General features: G+C 71.8%; 13 protein-coding genes. 4 read left to right on the top strand and 9 right to left on the bottom strand.

The window, feature by feature from the left end; translation table 11 throughout:
• Nucleotides 1–2: 2 nt before the first annotated feature.
• From KUG39_RS13180 to KUG39_RS13170, 3 genes are all read right to left on the bottom strand, one after another.
• Complete coding sequence (locus KUG39_RS13180; RefSeq protein WP_190611789.1) at nucleotides 3–1,052, bottom strand: long-chain acyl-[acyl-carrier-protein] reductase; 1,050 nt, start codon at nucleotides 1,050–1,052, stop codon at nucleotides 3–5.
• Nucleotides 1,053–1,135: 83 nt separating this feature from the next.
• The gene (locus tag KUG39_RS13175) at nucleotides 1,136–1,876 is read right to left on the bottom strand and encodes an aldehyde oxygenase (deformylating) (RefSeq protein WP_094586862.1); all 741 of its coding nucleotides are present in this window, start codon (nucleotides 1,874–1,876) and stop codon (nucleotides 1,136–1,138) included.
• Between the two features lie 35 nt (nucleotides 1,877–1,911).
• Complete coding sequence (locus KUG39_RS13170) at nucleotides 1,912–2,718, bottom strand: creatininase family protein (RefSeq protein WP_216915487.1); 807 nt, start codon at nucleotides 2,716–2,718, stop codon at nucleotides 1,912–1,914.
• 72 nt (nucleotides 2,719–2,790) lie between these two features.
• Between KUG39_RS13170 and KUG39_RS13165 the strand changes: the two genes are divergently transcribed.
• From KUG39_RS13165 to KUG39_RS13155, 3 genes are read left to right on the top strand one after another with little or no spacing between them, the layout of a single operon-like run.
• Entirely contained in the window at nucleotides 2,791–4,104 is a 1,314-nt protein-coding gene (locus tag KUG39_RS13165) for a S1 RNA-binding domain-containing protein (protein ID WP_216915485.1), read from the top strand.
• On the top strand, nucleotides 4,101–4,985 hold the full coding sequence (locus KUG39_RS13160) for a Tab2/Atab2 family RNA-binding protein (RefSeq protein ID WP_216915483.1): 885 nt from the start codon (nucleotides 4,101–4,103) through the stop codon (nucleotides 4,983–4,985). Before KUG39_RS13165 ends, KUG39_RS13160 begins: the two co-directional genes overlap by 4 nt.
• 5 nt (nucleotides 4,986–4,990) lie before the next feature.
• A complete protein-coding gene (locus KUG39_RS13155; RefSeq protein ID WP_216915481.1) occupies nucleotides 4,991–5,809 on the top strand; it encodes a purine nucleoside phosphorylase YfiH/LACC1 family protein in 819 nt (272 codons plus the stop codon).
• Here KUG39_RS13155 and KUG39_RS13150 read toward each other — a convergent pair.
• A complete protein-coding gene (locus tag KUG39_RS13150) occupies nucleotides 5,769–7,457 on the bottom strand; it encodes an NAD(P)/FAD-dependent oxidoreductase (protein ID WP_216915479.1) in 1,689 nt (562 codons plus the stop codon). The genes KUG39_RS13155 and KUG39_RS13150 overlap by 41 nt on opposite strands.
• Nucleotides 7,458–7,609: 152 nt before the next feature.
• On the opposite strand from KUG39_RS13150, the gene KUG39_RS13145 reads away from it, so the two are divergent.
• Entirely contained in the window at nucleotides 7,610–7,765 is a 156-nt protein-coding gene (locus tag KUG39_RS13145) for a hypothetical protein (protein ID WP_158219578.1), read from the top strand.
• 42 nt (nucleotides 7,766–7,807) lie between these two features.
• Here KUG39_RS13145 and ppsA read toward each other — a convergent pair whose 3' ends face one another.
• From ppsA to KUG39_RS13120, 5 genes are all read right to left on the bottom strand, one after another.
• Nucleotides 7,808–10,276, bottom strand: a complete 2,469-nt coding sequence (gene ppsA, locus KUG39_RS13140) for a phosphoenolpyruvate synthase (protein ID WP_216915477.1) — start codon at nucleotides 10,274–10,276, stop codon at nucleotides 7,808–7,810.
• Nucleotides 10,277–10,351: 75 nt separating this feature from the next.
• A complete protein-coding gene (locus KUG39_RS13135; RefSeq protein ID WP_216915475.1) occupies nucleotides 10,352–10,603 on the bottom strand; it encodes a GIVxVP protein in 252 nt (83 codons plus the stop codon).
• The gene (locus KUG39_RS13130) at nucleotides 10,600–10,956 is read right to left on the bottom strand and encodes a hypothetical protein (protein ID WP_216915473.1); all 357 of its coding nucleotides are present in this window, start codon (nucleotides 10,954–10,956) and stop codon (nucleotides 10,600–10,602) included. Before KUG39_RS13130 ends, KUG39_RS13135 begins: the two co-directional genes overlap by 4 nt.
• Nucleotides 10,938–12,737, bottom strand: a complete 1,800-nt coding sequence (gene ilvB, locus KUG39_RS13125) for a biosynthetic-type acetolactate synthase large subunit (RefSeq protein ID WP_190611893.1) — start codon at nucleotides 12,735–12,737, stop codon at nucleotides 10,938–10,940. Before ilvB ends, KUG39_RS13130 begins: the two co-directional genes overlap by 19 nt.
• A gap of 191 nt (nucleotides 12,738–12,928) precedes the next feature.
• On the bottom strand, nucleotides 12,929–13,486 hold the full coding sequence (locus tag KUG39_RS13120; protein ID WP_353617643.1) for a M23 family metallopeptidase: 558 nt from the start codon (nucleotides 13,484–13,486) through the stop codon (nucleotides 12,929–12,931).
• Nucleotides 13,487–13,504: the final 18 nt, after the last annotated feature.

Below are 13,504 nucleotides of genomic sequence, written 5' to 3'. Positions count from 1 at the left end.
GATCAGGTGATGGAGAGACTGGGGATCGCTGCCGGGACTTCCAGGCCGAGGGCCTGGAAACCGTGGCGGAGGGAGGCGGCGCCGATCAGGTCCATCTTCTCGAGGGTGATGTTGTTGCGGCCCCAGCTGAAGTTGGTGTGCAGCCCTTCGAACTCCAGCAGCATCGCTTCGGCGAAGCAGGCGAACATCTGGCGCTGCGGTTTGGCCATCTCGGCGGCTTCCATCATCTGCCAGCCGATGTCGGAGCCGAATTCGACGATGCCGCCCTTGAGCACGTGGATGCCGTCGCCGGCGGCCCTGGTGTCCAGGTTCTTGGGGTAGCCGCCGTCGACCATCAGGCAGGGACGGGGCAGCTGGCTGGGGTCGATGTTGCTGGCCTGGGCCAGGCTGGCGACCCAGACCACCACGTCAGCTTCGGCCAGGGCGTCCTCCAGGGGCAGGATGCGACCACCGCCGAGCTCCTGCTGGAGATCAGCGAGAGGCTGGGGCCGGCGGGCCACCAGCAGCAGCTCCTGCACGCCGGTGCGCTGGGCGAGCCAGCGGCAGACGGCGCTGCCGATGTCACCGGTGGCGCCCACCACCGCCACCTTTGCCCGGCGCAGGTCGATGCCCAGCTTCGGGGCATTGTCCTCCACCTGACGGCAGAGGACCCAGGCGGTGTGGGTGTTGCCCGTGGTGAACCGCGTCCAGTCGAGGGTGGTGGCCCGCACCTGCTGCTCCCGCAGCAGCTTGAAGTCCTCGAAGATGATCGAGGTGAAGCCCCCCAGGGCGGTGATGTCGATGCCGGTCTTCTGGGCCAGCTCCATGGCGTTGAGCACCTTGCGCTTGGCCGTCTTGAAGCGGCTCAGCATCTCGGGTACGAACACCGAATCGATGTAGGCCCCTTCGATGCGCTTGCCCGTGGGGCTGGTGACACTGATCCGCTCCACCAGCTGGGGCGGAGCGCTGCACCACATGTCCAGATCCCCCTCCGCGTACTCCTCGAAACCCAGGCTTCGCGCCAGGTTCCGGGCCGACTCAAAGCTGGTGGAATGACCGATCAGGCCGAACATGCAGGAAGGAGAAAGCGGCGGCAGGGGCGGGGCCGGATGTCGCCGACGCTACATCCTCCCCAGGGGTGGGGAAGGGGGGCGGCTCAGCCCACCAGGGCCGCGGCGGCCATCCGGGCGATCTCCCTGGGGGTGAAGCCGATGTCGGTGAGGGCGTCCTGGTAGGCGATCAGGAAATCCTCGATCAGGTCTTCCTTCTCCATGTGGAGCACGGCGGCGTCGGCGGCCACCCGCTCGAGCATGCGGCGCACGTGGGGGAGGTTGTCGCGGTTGGCCTGCTCCAGCTCGGCGCGGGACTCCTCGAGATGGGCCTTGAGCCACTCCTGGCCGTAGTTGAGGTGGGTGTACTCGTCCTTGACGACCCCTTCGGTGATCTTGCGGGCGAACGGATCGGCGACAGGGATATAGATGTGGTAGGCCGAGATGGCGAAGGCTTCGATCAGCAGGGCCTGGATCAGCAGGCAGGTGACCACCTTGCCCTCCTGGAGGGCCGCCTGGAAGTTGTTGCGCAGGGGGGAGAAGAACTCCTGGGCGAAGGGCATGTCGGCGGTCACGCCGAGGTTGTTGCCGCAGGCGGTGAAGCCCTTCATGTGCTTCAGCTCCATGCGGGCCAGGCGGGCCAGTTCCTCGGCCTGGTCGGGAAGGAGGGTGCCGAGGGACATGTAGTTGTCGTGAGCTTCCTGCTCACCTTCGATGACGATCGCGTTGATGCGGCTGTAGGCGTCCTTGTAGGCGTCGGTGGTGAAGTCGGGCAGGTCGCTCCCCTCGATCGGGCCCACCGGATCCAGGGAGGAATCGACGGACGTGGTGGTTGCGACGGTGGGCATGGGAACCACGGGGATAAGCAATCCCACGACTTTAGTCACGCTCCGCCGGATGTCGGCGGCCAGTCGCTGTGCAGCAGGGCCTCCAGCCGTCGCTCCCAGCTCTCCACCAGCCGGCCGAACAGCTCGCGGCCCAGCGCTTCGCTGGCGCCGGACGGATCCCCGATCACGCCGCTGGCACTGATCTCCTGCGTGCGCCAGGCGCTGGGGCAGGCCCCTTCCAGGCTCCAGCCCTCAGGCGGGGCCTGGCCTTCGCCGGGGCCGTCGGCGGCGGGGAGGGGCCCGGCGGTGCCAGGTTCGAGAAACAGCATCAGGCTGGTCTCGGCCAGACCGGCGTGGAGGCCGTTGCTGCGTTCCGGTTCGGGAATCAGCGCCCCCAGTCCATCGACGCCGCGCCACAGGAAGCAGGGCAGCACCGCCAGGGCGGGTTCCAGCACCCGCAGCTCCCGGGCCGCCGCCTCCAGCAGGCCGATCTGGCCGCCATGGGCGTTGAAGAGCACCAGCCGCCGGAAGCCCGCCGCCGCGACGCCTTTGCCGACGGCCCGCACCAGGTCGATCAGCAGCTCGGCCGGCAGGCTCAGGGTTCCCGGGAAGCCCAGGTGCTCCGGGGAGAAGCCGAGGCTCTGCAGCGGCAGGCGCCAGATCGGCAGGTCGGGATCGAGCCGGTCCAGCACTGCGGCGGCCACCCGTTCGGCGAACAGGGCATCGGTGCCGAGGGGCAGCAGCGGACCGTGCTGCTCGACGGCGCCCAGGGGCCAGAGCACCGTGCTGCCCGGACGGGCCGCCTGCTCACGCACCGTCGGCCAGCTGAGGCTGGCGAGGCGTCGCTCGGTGCTGGGGGGCATCGGCGGGGGGAGGAGCGGCCTCAGAAGGGTGATTCGTACAGTGTGGAGCCCCGTGCTTCGCTGAGGACCTCCATGGCAGGAACCGGCAACCCCGCGCCGCGTCAGCCCCGGAACCCCGCCCAGCGCCCCACGCCGCCGGCGAGGCCTGCCGGTTCGGCCCCGGCGCCGCTGCGCAAGCCCCCCCAGGTGTTGATGATCAAGAAGGAGGACGAGGCGGCGACCGACACCCCCCTCGCCCGCCTCGCCCCCACCGCGTCCGGCCCGGCCAGCGCCACACCGGTGGCCACCGGCCCGGTCGCCGCACCGGTGCGCTCCCCCTCGCCCGCCGCGGACGATGACGACCGCTTCGATCTGGCGGGCATCGAGGGCCTGACGATGGCCGATCTGCTCGGACCGGCCACGGATCGGCGCGGCGGTTCGGCGCGCTCGGCCGGCCGGGCCCCCGCCGCCGCCGAGGCCGCCCCTGGGGAGTCCTCCCGCCAGGCCCGCACCGTCGACGATTTCGACTTCGACGAGGAGGCCTTCCTCGCCGCCCTCGATGAGAACGCCCCGGTGGGCACCACCGGCGAGGTGGTCCAGGGGGTGGTGATCGGCATGGAGAGCGACGGCGTCTATGTGGACATCGGCGGCAAGGCCCCCGGTTTCATGCCCAAGAGCGAGTGCGGCCTGGGGGTGATCACCAACCTCAAGGAGCGCTTCCCGAAGGGGCTGCCGATCGAGGTGCTCGTCACCCGCGAGCAGAACGCCGACGGCATGGTGACGATCAGTGCCCGCGCCCTGGCCCTGCGCCAGAGCTGGGAGAAGGTCCGCCAGCTGGAGAAGGAGGGCAAGGTGGTGCAGGTCAAGGTGAACGGCTTCAACCGCGGCGGTGTCACCTGCGACCTGGAGGGCCTGCGGGGCTTCATCCCCCGCTCCCAGCTCAACGAGGGTGAGAACCACGAGGCCCTCATCGGCCAGACCCTGGGCGTCGCCTTCCTGGAGGTCAACGCCGAGACCCGCAAGCTGGTGCTCTCGGAGAAGCGGGCCGCCACCGCCGCCCGTTTCGCCACCCTGGAGGTGGGCCAGCTCGTGGAAGGCCAGGTGGTGTCGATCAAGCCCTACGGCTTCTTCGTCGACCTGGGCGGTGTCAGCGGCCTGCTGCACCAGTCCTCGATCACCGGCGGTGCCCTGAGGGATCTGCGCGAGGCGTTCCAGCAGGGTGAGCACCTCAAGGCCCTGATCACCGCCGTCGACCCCGCCCGGGGCCGCATCGCCCTCAACACCGCCCTGCTCGAAGGTCCCCCCGGCGAGCTGCTGATCGCCAAGGACACCGTGATGGCCGAGGCCGAGGACCGGGCCCACCGGGCCCGCTCGCTGCTGCGCCAGCAGGAACAGGACGCAGGATGAGCCCAGCCGTGCAGGCACCCAGCCCTGACTGGGAGCTCGACTACTACTCCAGGCCGATCCTGGAGGCCGATGGCAAGAAGCGCTGGGAGCTGCTGATCTGCTCGACGCAGGGTCTGCAGCCGGCGCCGGACCCCTTCCGCTGGTCGATGGCCTGTCCGGCCGCCAGCGTCAACTCCCAGTGGCTGCGCGGGGCGATCGAGGCGGCCCTGGCGGCGGCCGCCGAGCAGGGCTACGGCCCGCCGCGGCGGCTGCGCTGCTGGCGCGGCTCGATGCGGGCCATGGTGCAGCGGGCGGCCGAAGGGCTCGGCCTGGAGCTGGTGCCGAGCCGGCGTTGCTACGGCCTGGTCGAGTGGCTGCGGGAGCGGCAGGCCAGCGTCTACCCCCTGGAGCCCGGCTACATGGCCGGCCCCCTCGCCCCGCCACCGCAGCCGATTCCCCCCGTGGCCCTGCCCCTGCCGGAGGCGGCCCGGGGCGACAGCTGGGGCTGGGCCACCCTGCCGGCCGCCACGCTGGCCGAGGCCGGCGGCTGGGAGATCGCCTTCCCCGGCCTGGTGGCCCTTCCCTCCGACATTGATCCCGCCACTCCGGTGCCCGGCATCCGGCTGTTCAGCCGCCGGCGGGCCCTGGCCATCGCCGGCTGGCTGTCCGGCCTGGAGCCGACCCGGCTGGAGGTCAGCGGCGGCCAGCTGGTGCTGGAGGCCGGCCTCGAGGATCGCTGGATCCTGGCGCGACTGCCGGAGGAGGAGGCACGGCTGGCCCAGAAGGCCCTGGCGGAGGCCAGGGAGCGGGCCGGCGGTCTGCAGTTCATCGCCATCCAGGCCAGCGAGGAGGCCTCCAGCCTCGAGGGCTTCTGGCTGCTGCGCGACCTGCCCGAAGGCTGAGGCGCATGGCTGAGGCGCTCGAGCCCCCCTTCGATCGGCCCGATGCCGGCTTCAACGACCTTCCCGGCTGGACCTGGGTGGGCACCTATGGCGGCCACTATCTCCAGTGCGACCTGCTGGCGGCCTTTGAGCACGGCTTCTTCACCCGCCAGTGGCAGGGGCGGCCGCCCGAGGAGCTGGCCGGTGCCCTCAGCGCCGGCGTCAGCGTGCACCGCACCCGCCAGGTGCATGGCGGTGCAGTGCTGGCCGCCTCCGCCGCCGACCGGGACCCCTGGCCGGAGGCCGATGGACTGCGCAGCGACCGGGGCGGCCAGAGCCTCTGGGTGTGCGGGGCCGACTGCACCCCCGTGCTGATCGCCGACCCCGCCAGCGGCCGGGTGGCGGCCTGCCACGCGGGCTGGCGCGGGGTCGCGGCCAGGATCGTGCCGGCGGCGATCGAAGGGCTGGTGGCGGACGGCGCCAGCCGGGACCGGCTTGTGGTGGCGCTGGGTCCGGCCGTGGCCGGCTTCCGCTACCAGGTGGAACGCTCCGTGACCCTGCAGGTGGCCGCCGCCATGGCGGCCGAGGGCAGCGGGCCGCCGCCGGAGGAGCGGGCCCTGGCCGATCTGGAGCGCTGCGGCGCCCTGCTGCCGGATCCCGCCCCCGGCCGGGATCGGCTGGACATCCGACGGGCCACGGCGTTGCAGCTGGAACGGCAGGGGATCGCCCCGGAGCGGATCGGCCTCTGCCCGCTCTGCACCATGGCCGAAGCGGCCCTGTTCCATTCCTGGCGCCGCGACGGGGTCAGGGCGGTGCAGTGGAGCGGTGTGGTGTCGCAAGGCTGAGGGCCACCGCTTCGGCCACCTTGATGCCGTCGATCGCCGCTGAGAGGATGCCGCCGGCATGGCCGGCCCCCTCTCCGGCTGGGAAGAGTCCCGGGGTGTTGAGGCTCTCGAGCCCGGTGGGGTGGCGCTGCAGTCGCAGGGGCGAGGAGGTGCGGGTCTCGACGCCGGTCAGCAGGGCCCCCGCCATGGCGTAGCCCGGGATGCGGCGGGCGAAGACCGGCAGGGCCTCCCGGATCGCGTCGAGCACGTAGGCCGGCAGGCAGCCGTCCAGGCTGCCGAAGCGCAGGCCGGGCTGGTACGACCCCACCACCGCCTCCGGGGGGGACTCCCGGCTGGGTCTGTGCTCCAGGAAATCCTCCAGCCACTGGGCCGGTGCCCGATAGTCGCCGCCGCCGGCGTCGAAGGCCTGCCGCTCCCAGTGGCGCTGGAAGGCGATCCCGGCCAGGGCCTCCTCCCCCTCCTGGGCGTAGGGCGCCAGATCCTCCGGGGTGATCGGCACCACCAGGCCGCTGTTGGCATTGCGCTCCCGGCGCGAGTGCTGGCTCATGCCGTTGGTGACCACGCAGCCCTCCTCCGAGGTGGCCCCCACCACCAGTCCTCCGGGGCACATGCAGAAGCTGTAGACGCTGCGGCCGGCGCCGGCCTCCCCTTCGCCGTTGCAGTGGTGCACCAGCTTGTACTCGGCGGGGCCCAGCCGCGGATGGCCGGCCGCCTCCCCCCAGCGGGCCCGGTCGACCAGGGCCTGGGGATGCTCGATCCGCACTCCGATCGCAAAGGGCTTCGGCTCCATGGCCACGCCGAGGCGGTGCAGCATCGCGAAGGTGTCCCGGGCGCTGTGGCCCGGAGCCAGCACCAGATGCTGGGTGGCGATGGCCGTCCCGTCGGCCAGCCGTACGCCCGCCAGGCGCCGCTCGGGTCCGTCCCCCAGCAGCAGTTCGACCACATGCTGACCGAAACGGACCTCGCCCCCCAGGGCCTCGATCCGGGCCCGCAGCCCCCGCACCACCGTGGCCAGCTTGAAGGTGCCGATGTGGGGGTGGTGCAGGGTGAGGATCTCCGGATCGGCCCCGGCCGCCACCAGCTCCTCCAGCACCTTGCGGATGTAGGCGGGGTTCTCGCTCACCTGGCTGTAGAGCTTGCCGTCGGAGAAGGTGCCGGCTCCCCCTTCGCCGAACTGGGCATTGGAGCCGGGATCGAAGCGGCGGCGGCCCTGCCAGAAGCCGAAGGTGTCCGCGGTGCGCTCCTTCACCGCCTTGCCGCGCTCCAGCAGCAGCGGCCGCCAGCCCATCTGGGCCAGCAGCAGGGCGGCGAAGTAGCCGCAGGGTCCGGCGCCCACCACGACCGGGCGCAGCTCCGCGCCGGTCCCCTCGGCCCGGGCTACGGGGCGGTAGCGGCTGTCCGGTGTCGGACGCAGGTGGGGGTCGCCGGCGAAGCGGCGCAGCAGGCGGCGTCTGGCGCCGCCTTCGAGCTCCAGGTCGAGGCAGTACACCAGGGCGATGGCACCGCGCCGCCGGGCATCGACGCTGCGCTTGACCAGGTGATGGCCGCGCAGCTCACCGGGGGCGAGCCGCAGCCGCTGGGTGATGGCCGCCTCCAGGTCGGTGGCGCTGTGATCGAGCGGCAGTTTCAGCTCGCTGAGGCGCAGCACGGCCGTGGCGGTTGGAGGGCTGCTGGCGTTCTAGGGCACGGCGGGGCGGGCGCCAACGCGCCGGACGGGGGCCAACGCTTGTGGCGTCCCCTGCCGATCCGCCGCAGAAGGTGCGAAGGTGGAACCTGATCGCGCCTGGGGCCGGATTTCGGATGGGTCTGGCTCATTGCCCCCTCTGCATGGGTCTGGCGGCGCTCTGCGCGGTGCGCTGCGGTGCCCATGCCCTGCTGCTCTGGCGTCTCTGGTTCGAGGGGGTCGGTGCGCCGGCAAGCTCTGAGCCGGTGCGGCTCCGCCAGGCCGCTTGCTGATCCGCCAGGCCGCTTGCTGAGGGGAACCGGAGACCGGCCCCGTCAGGCCCTGCCCGCCGGGCCGGCGGCGTCCAGCTCGGCCTCCAGGGCGGCGATGGCGATGCGGGTGGGCACCACCGCATCGGGGTTGAGGCTGATCGAGTCGATCCCCTCCTCCACCAGGAAACGGGCGAAGTCGGGGTAGTCGCTGGGGGCCTGGCCGCAGATGCCGATCTTGCGGCCGCAGCGCCGGGCCGTGCGGATCGCCAGCCGGATCATGTCCTTGACGGTGGGATGCCGCTCGTCGAACAGGTCCGCCACCAGGGCCGAGTCCCGGTCGAGCCCCAGGGTGAGCTGGGTGAGGTCGTTGGAGCCGATCGAGAAGCCGTCGAAACGCTCGGCGAAGGCCTCGGCGCCGATCACGTTGCTCGGCAGTTCGCACATCACGTACACCTCCAGGCCGTCCTTCCCCCGCACCAGCCCCTCGCCGGCCATGACCTCCAGCACCCGGTCCCCCTCCTCGGGGGTGCGGCAGAAGGGGACCATCGGGATCACGTTGGCCAGCCCCATCGACTCCCGCACCCGGCGCAGGGCCCGGCACTCCAGCGCGAAGGCGGGGCGGAAGGCGGGGGCGTAGTAGCGCGACGCCCCGCGCCAGCCGATCATCGGGTTCTCCTCCGCCGGCTCGAACGCCGCTCCGCCCAGCAGGCGGGCGTACTCGTTGCTCTTGAAGTCGGAGAAGCGCAGGATCACCGGCCGGGGATGGAAGGCGGCGGCGATCCGGGCCATGCCCTGGCTGAGCAGGTCCACGTAGTAGTCGGCCGGCGCGTCGTACCCCGCCACCAGCTCAGCGATGGCCGCCCGGTCGACCGCCGCCGTCACCCGCCCGGGCTGGAGCAGGGCCATCGGGTGTACCCGGATGTGGTTGGCGATGATGAACTCCAGCCGGGCCAGGCCCACGCCGTCGCAGGGGATCGAGGCCAGGTGGAAGGCCTCCTCGGGGTTCCCCACGTTCATCAGGATCCGGGTGCGGGTGGCCGGCAGGTCGCCGATGGCCTGCTCCTCCACCCGGAACGGCACCGCCCCCCGGTAGACGTGGCCCACGTCCCCTTCGCAGCAGCTCAGGGTGATGCTGTCACCGTCGGCGATCCGCGCGGTGCCGTCGCCCGTGCCGACGATCGCCGTCAGGCCCATCTCCCGGGCGATGATCGCCGCGTGGCAGGTGCGGCCCCCCTGGTCGGTGACCACCCCGCTGGCCTTGCGCAGGATCGGCTCCCAGTCGGGGTCCGTGCGGCGGGTCACCAGCAGGTCGCCGTTCATGAACCGGGCGATCTCGCCGGGATCGCTGATCACCCGGGCCCGGCCGCTGCTCACCGAGGCACCGATGGCCCGGCCGCTGGTGATCTCTTCGGCCGTGTGCGGCTCCAGGTGCCAGCTGCGCAGCACCGCCGCGCCCCGGCGGGATTCCACCGTTTCCGGTCGGGCCTGGAGGATGAACAGCTCGCCGCTGAGGCCGTCCTTGGCCCATTCGATGTCCATCGGCGTGGGCACGCCGCGGCGCTCGCCGTAGTGGCGTTCGATCACGCAGGCCCAGCGCGCCAGCGTCAGCGCCTCTGCGTCGCTGAGGGCGAAGCGGCGGCTGTCCTCCGGGGACACGGCCTCGTTGCGTACGGCCCGGCCATCGCCGCCGGTGGGGTCGGCATAGACCATCCGCAGGGCCTTGCTGCCCAGCCGCCGGCTCAGGATCGGGGCGAACCCCTGCTCGAGCGTGGGCTTGAAGATCAGCCACTCATCGGGGTTCACGGCGCCCTGCACGACGTTCTCCCCCAGCCCCCAGGCGGCGGTCAGCAGCACGGCGTCGCGGAAGCCGGTTTCGGAGTCGATGCTGAACATCACCCCGGAACTGGCCAGATCGGAGCGCACCATGCGCTGCACCCCGATCGAGAGGGCCACCTCCAGGTGATCGAAGCCGTGCTGCTGCCGGTAGACGATGGCCCGATCGGTGAACAGCGACGCGTAGCAGCGCCGGCAGGCCTCCAGCAGCGCCGCCTCCCCCTCGACGTGCAGAAAGGTCTCCTGCTGCCCGGCGAAGCTGGCTTCCGGCAGATCCTCGGCCGTGGCGCTGGAGCGCACCGCCACCACGGCCGGGCCACCGCCGGAGGCCAGCCCCCCGCCGGAGGCCAGTTCATCGCTGAGCTCCCGGTAGGCGGCCAGGATCGCCTGGGCCAGCGGCGGTGGCAGTTCCGCCCGGCCCAGCCGCTCCCGGGCCCCCTGGCCGGCCGCCTGCAGGGCCGCCAGGTCGTCGGCATCCAGCCCGTCGAGCAGCTCGGCCAGGACCGGCCTGAGCCCGTTGGCGGCGATGAACAGCCGGTAGGCGGCGGCTGTGGTGGCGAAGCCCCCCGGCACCCGGACGCCGGCGGGTTCCAGCCGCTGGATCATCTCGCCCAGGGAGGCGTTCTTGCCGCCCACCTCGGCGATGGCGTCGAGGCCGACCCGGGCCAGGGGTACGACGAGCCGATCGGAGTCCCGCATCCCCTTCGCCCTGACTGAGCCAACTCTGGGCCCGCCCACCCGTGCCGGCGCCGGGCTGTGATCTTTGGTCGTCCCTCAGGGTTCGGGGTTGGCGTCCGGGTTGGGGTCCGGGTTGGGGTCCGGGTTGGGGTCGGTGGGGGTCGGGTCGGATTCGGGCAGCAGCTGGGCCAGCAGGCCGGCTCCCATGAGGATGCCGCCGAGGGTGAGGGCCAGGCCCCGGTTGGCGGCGGCGGGACCGTCGACCCAGGTGCCGGCGGCCAGGAAGGCCCCGCCCAGCAGCAGGGTGGGCACCAGCACGATGCCCTTGGCGGTGCGGTTGAGGCTCATGGACAGGCCTCCGGACGGGCCAGGCCGGCAGCGATCAGGCCGTCGGCGATGTCGTCGCCACCGGCCAGCAGGCTCACCCTGGCCAGCAGGGTGCCGTCCCGCTGGCCCATGGGGCGCAGGTTCACCCTGGTGCGGCGGGGCAGGGCCTGCCGCAGCCAGCTGATCGCCTCGGTTTCCTGGCCTGGCGCCAGTTCCATGCAGGCCAGTTCCACGGGGTAGCTGCGGTTGCCATCACCCACCTGGAGCAGGGTGCCGCTGCGCACCTGGAACACCTCCGCAGCCGCCGCAGCACCCGGAAAGGCGATCACCAGGGCCAGCAGGAGCGCGAGGAGGTTCAGAGTTTGGCGCCGCAACTGGGACAGAACAGGTGGGCACTGGCGGTGGTGCTGCCGCAGGCATTGCACTGGCGGATGGTGTCGATGGCCAGCTCGGGATGGCTGGGCAGGCCCACCATCTGGGCGTTGCTGGCGCCGGGGGGCACCATCGGGTAGCAGTTCTCGTTGCGGCGCACGCGCACATCGACGAACACCGGACCCGGATGGGCCAGCGCCTCGGCCAGACCGGACCGCAGCTGGTCCCGGTCGGTGATGCCGATGCCCTTGACGCCGAAGGCTTCGGCGAGAGCGGGGAAATCGGGCATGCCGCCGGTCATCTCGGAACTGGAGTAGCGCTCTTCGTAGAAGCTCTCCTGCCACTGACGCACCATCCCCTGCCAGCCGTTGTTGAGCACCACCACCTTCACCGGCAGCTGGTACTGGCTGAGGGTGCCCAGCTCCTGGATGTTCATCAGGATGCTGGCATCACCTGCCACACAAATCACCGTCTCGTCGGGGAAGGCCGTCTGGACGCCCATGGCGGCGGGCATGCCGAAGCCCATGGTGCCCAGGCCGGCACTGCTGATCCAGCGCCGGGGTCCGTTGCGCAGGAACTGGGCCGCCCACATCTGGTGCTGGCCCACGTCGGTGGTGAAGAAGGCCTCGGAGGCCAGCTCCCGCAGGGCGATCACCACCTCCTGCGGCGCGATCTCGCCGGTGGGCTGGGGGATCACCAGGGGGTAGTGGTGCTTCCAGGTGTCGATGCGCTCGAGCCAGGCGTCGGTGCGGCGGTTGGAGCCTTCGCCGACCGAGGCCTGCAGCAGGGCCTCCAGGGCCTGCTTGACATCGGAGACGACCGGCACCTCGGGAACCCGGTTCTTGCCCACCTCGGCCGCATCGATGTCGATGTGGATCACCTGGGCCCGGGGGGCGAAGCTGTCGAGGCGGCCGGTGACCCGGTCATCGAAGCGGGCCCCGACGGCGATCAGCAGGTCGCACTCGGTGACGGCGAAGTTGGCGTAGGCGGTGCCGTGCATGCCGAGCATGCCGACGGCCAGGGGATGGTTCTCGTCGAAGGCCCCCTTGCCCATCAGGGTGGTGGTGACCGGCAGCCGGAAGCGTTCGGCCAGCTGGTGCACCTCGGCGTGGGCGTCGGAGGCGATGGCGCCGCCACCGACGTAGAGCAGGGGGCGGCGGGCCTGGCGGATCAGGGTCAGGGCGTCCTCGATGGCTTCCGGTCTGGGGGCCGGCGAACGCTTGAAGCCCGAGGGGATCGCCGATCCCGGAGCCACGGGGGTGTAGTCGAACTCCTCCGCACCCACATCCTTGGGCACGTCGATCAGCACCGGGCCCGGGCGGCCGCTGGCGGCGATCAGGAAGGCCTCCGCCACGATGCGGCCGATGTCGGCCGGGTCGCGCACCACCCAGGAGTGCTTCACGATCGGCAGGGTGATGCCGAAGATGTCGGTTTCCTGGAAGGCGTCGGTGCCGATGGCGGCCCGGGGCACCTGGCCGGTGATGACCACCATCGGCACCGAATCCATCTGGGCCGTGGCGATGCCGGTGACCAGGTTGGTGGCACCTGGGCCGGAGGTGCCGAAGCAGACGCCCACCTGGCCGGTGGCGCGGGCGTAGGCATCGGCGGCGTGGGTGCCGCCCTGCTCATGGCGCACCAGGATGTGCTTCAGCCAGCCCCGGGCCTCCGCCTTGTGGAGCTCGTCGTAGATGGGCAGGATCGCTCCGCCTGGATAGCCGAAGATGTGGCGGACGCCGTGGCGGTGCAGGGCATCCATCAGGGCGTAGGCCCCGCTCACCCGCATCGGCGCCGACGACGGCTGCGACGCCTCAGGGGCGGGAGCACTGGGGCTGCTGGTCCCGGCGGCGGCGATGGCGGAGGGAAGGGGCGTGAGCGTCACGGCGGCGGCTGGGGTCGGGCGAAGGGGAGGAAATCGTCAGGATGGGAGAGCGGTCGGCCCGGGAGCCAGGCATCCGGGCAGGGGTCTCGGAACCATCAGCGGAAGACACCAAGGTTAGGTCGCTGGAGGGGGTTTGGGTTGCGCTGACGGCGGCTCTCCGCCATGGCCCGCAACACTCGGGCCGGATCCATCCAGGCGCCCCGGTAACGCATGCCCCAGTGGAGGTGGGGGCCGGTGGTGCTGCCCGTGAGGCCGACATGGCCGATCACCTGGCCGGTGGCCACCCGCTGCCCCTCCCGGAGCAGGACGCCGCCGCTGCGGTAGACACCGTTGCCGGCCTGGCCTCCGAGGTGGCAGTAGATGTGTTCGTAGCTGCCCGAGCGGATCACCAGTCCGTTGCCGCAGCCACCGTCGACGATCACCTCGCTCACCGTTCCGGCCCACCAGCTGCGGATCGGCGATCCCAGGGGCGCGGCGATGTCGATGCCGTAGTGGGGACGGACGTCGCCGCTGAGGGGATGGGAGCGCATGCCGAAACCGCTCGTGTAGCCGGCGAAGCTCGCCACCGGAAACACCCCCCTGACCCAGAGGCTGGCGTTGCGGGCCTCGGCGGGCAGGGTCTGGCTGCTCAGCCCCAGGGTGGCGGCGATCACCAGCGAACGGCTCCGCAG

The organism is Synechococcus sp. CCAP 1479/10 (assembly GCF_019038515.1).
Lineage (GTDB): Bacteria > Cyanobacteriota > Cyanobacteriia > PCC-6307 > Cyanobiaceae > Cyanobium.
The sequence above is the reverse complement of the archived record's forward strand: the minus strand, read 5'-3'. Positions and strand labels throughout refer to the sequence as shown.

Coding starts and splice junctions, on each gene's coding strand:
- KUG39_RS13180 (WP_190611789.1), bottom strand. CDS start 1,052: ATGTTCGGCCTGATCGGTCATTCCACCAGCTTTGAGTCGGCCCGGAAC.
- KUG39_RS13175 (WP_094586862.1), bottom strand. CDS start 1,876: ATGCCCACCGTCGCAACCACCACGTCCGTCGATTCCTCCCTGGATCCG.
- KUG39_RS13170 (WP_216915487.1), bottom strand. CDS start 2,718: ATGCCCCCCAGCACCGAGCGACGCCTCGCCAGCCTCAGCTGGCCGACG.
- KUG39_RS13165 (WP_216915485.1), top strand. CDS start 2,791: ATGGCAGGAACCGGCAACCCCGCGCCGCGTCAGCCCCGGAACCCCGCC.
- KUG39_RS13160 (WP_216915483.1), top strand. CDS start 4,101: ATGAGCCCAGCCGTGCAGGCACCCAGCCCTGACTGGGAGCTCGACTAC.
- KUG39_RS13155 (WP_216915481.1), top strand. CDS start 4,991: ATGGCTGAGGCGCTCGAGCCCCCCTTCGATCGGCCCGATGCCGGCTTC.
- KUG39_RS13145 (WP_158219578.1), top strand. CDS start 7,610: ATGGGTCTGGCTCATTGCCCCCTCTGCATGGGTCTGGCGGCGCTCTGC.
- ppsA (WP_216915477.1), bottom strand. CDS start 10,276: ATGCGGGACTCCGATCGGCTCGTCGTACCCCTGGCCCGGGTCGGCCTC.
- KUG39_RS13135 (WP_216915475.1), bottom strand. CDS start 10,603: ATGAGCCTCAACCGCACCGCCAAGGGCATCGTGCTGGTGCCCACCCTG.
- ilvB (WP_190611893.1), bottom strand. CDS start 12,737: ATGCGGGTGAGCGGGGCCTACGCCCTGATGGATGCCCTGCACCGCCAC.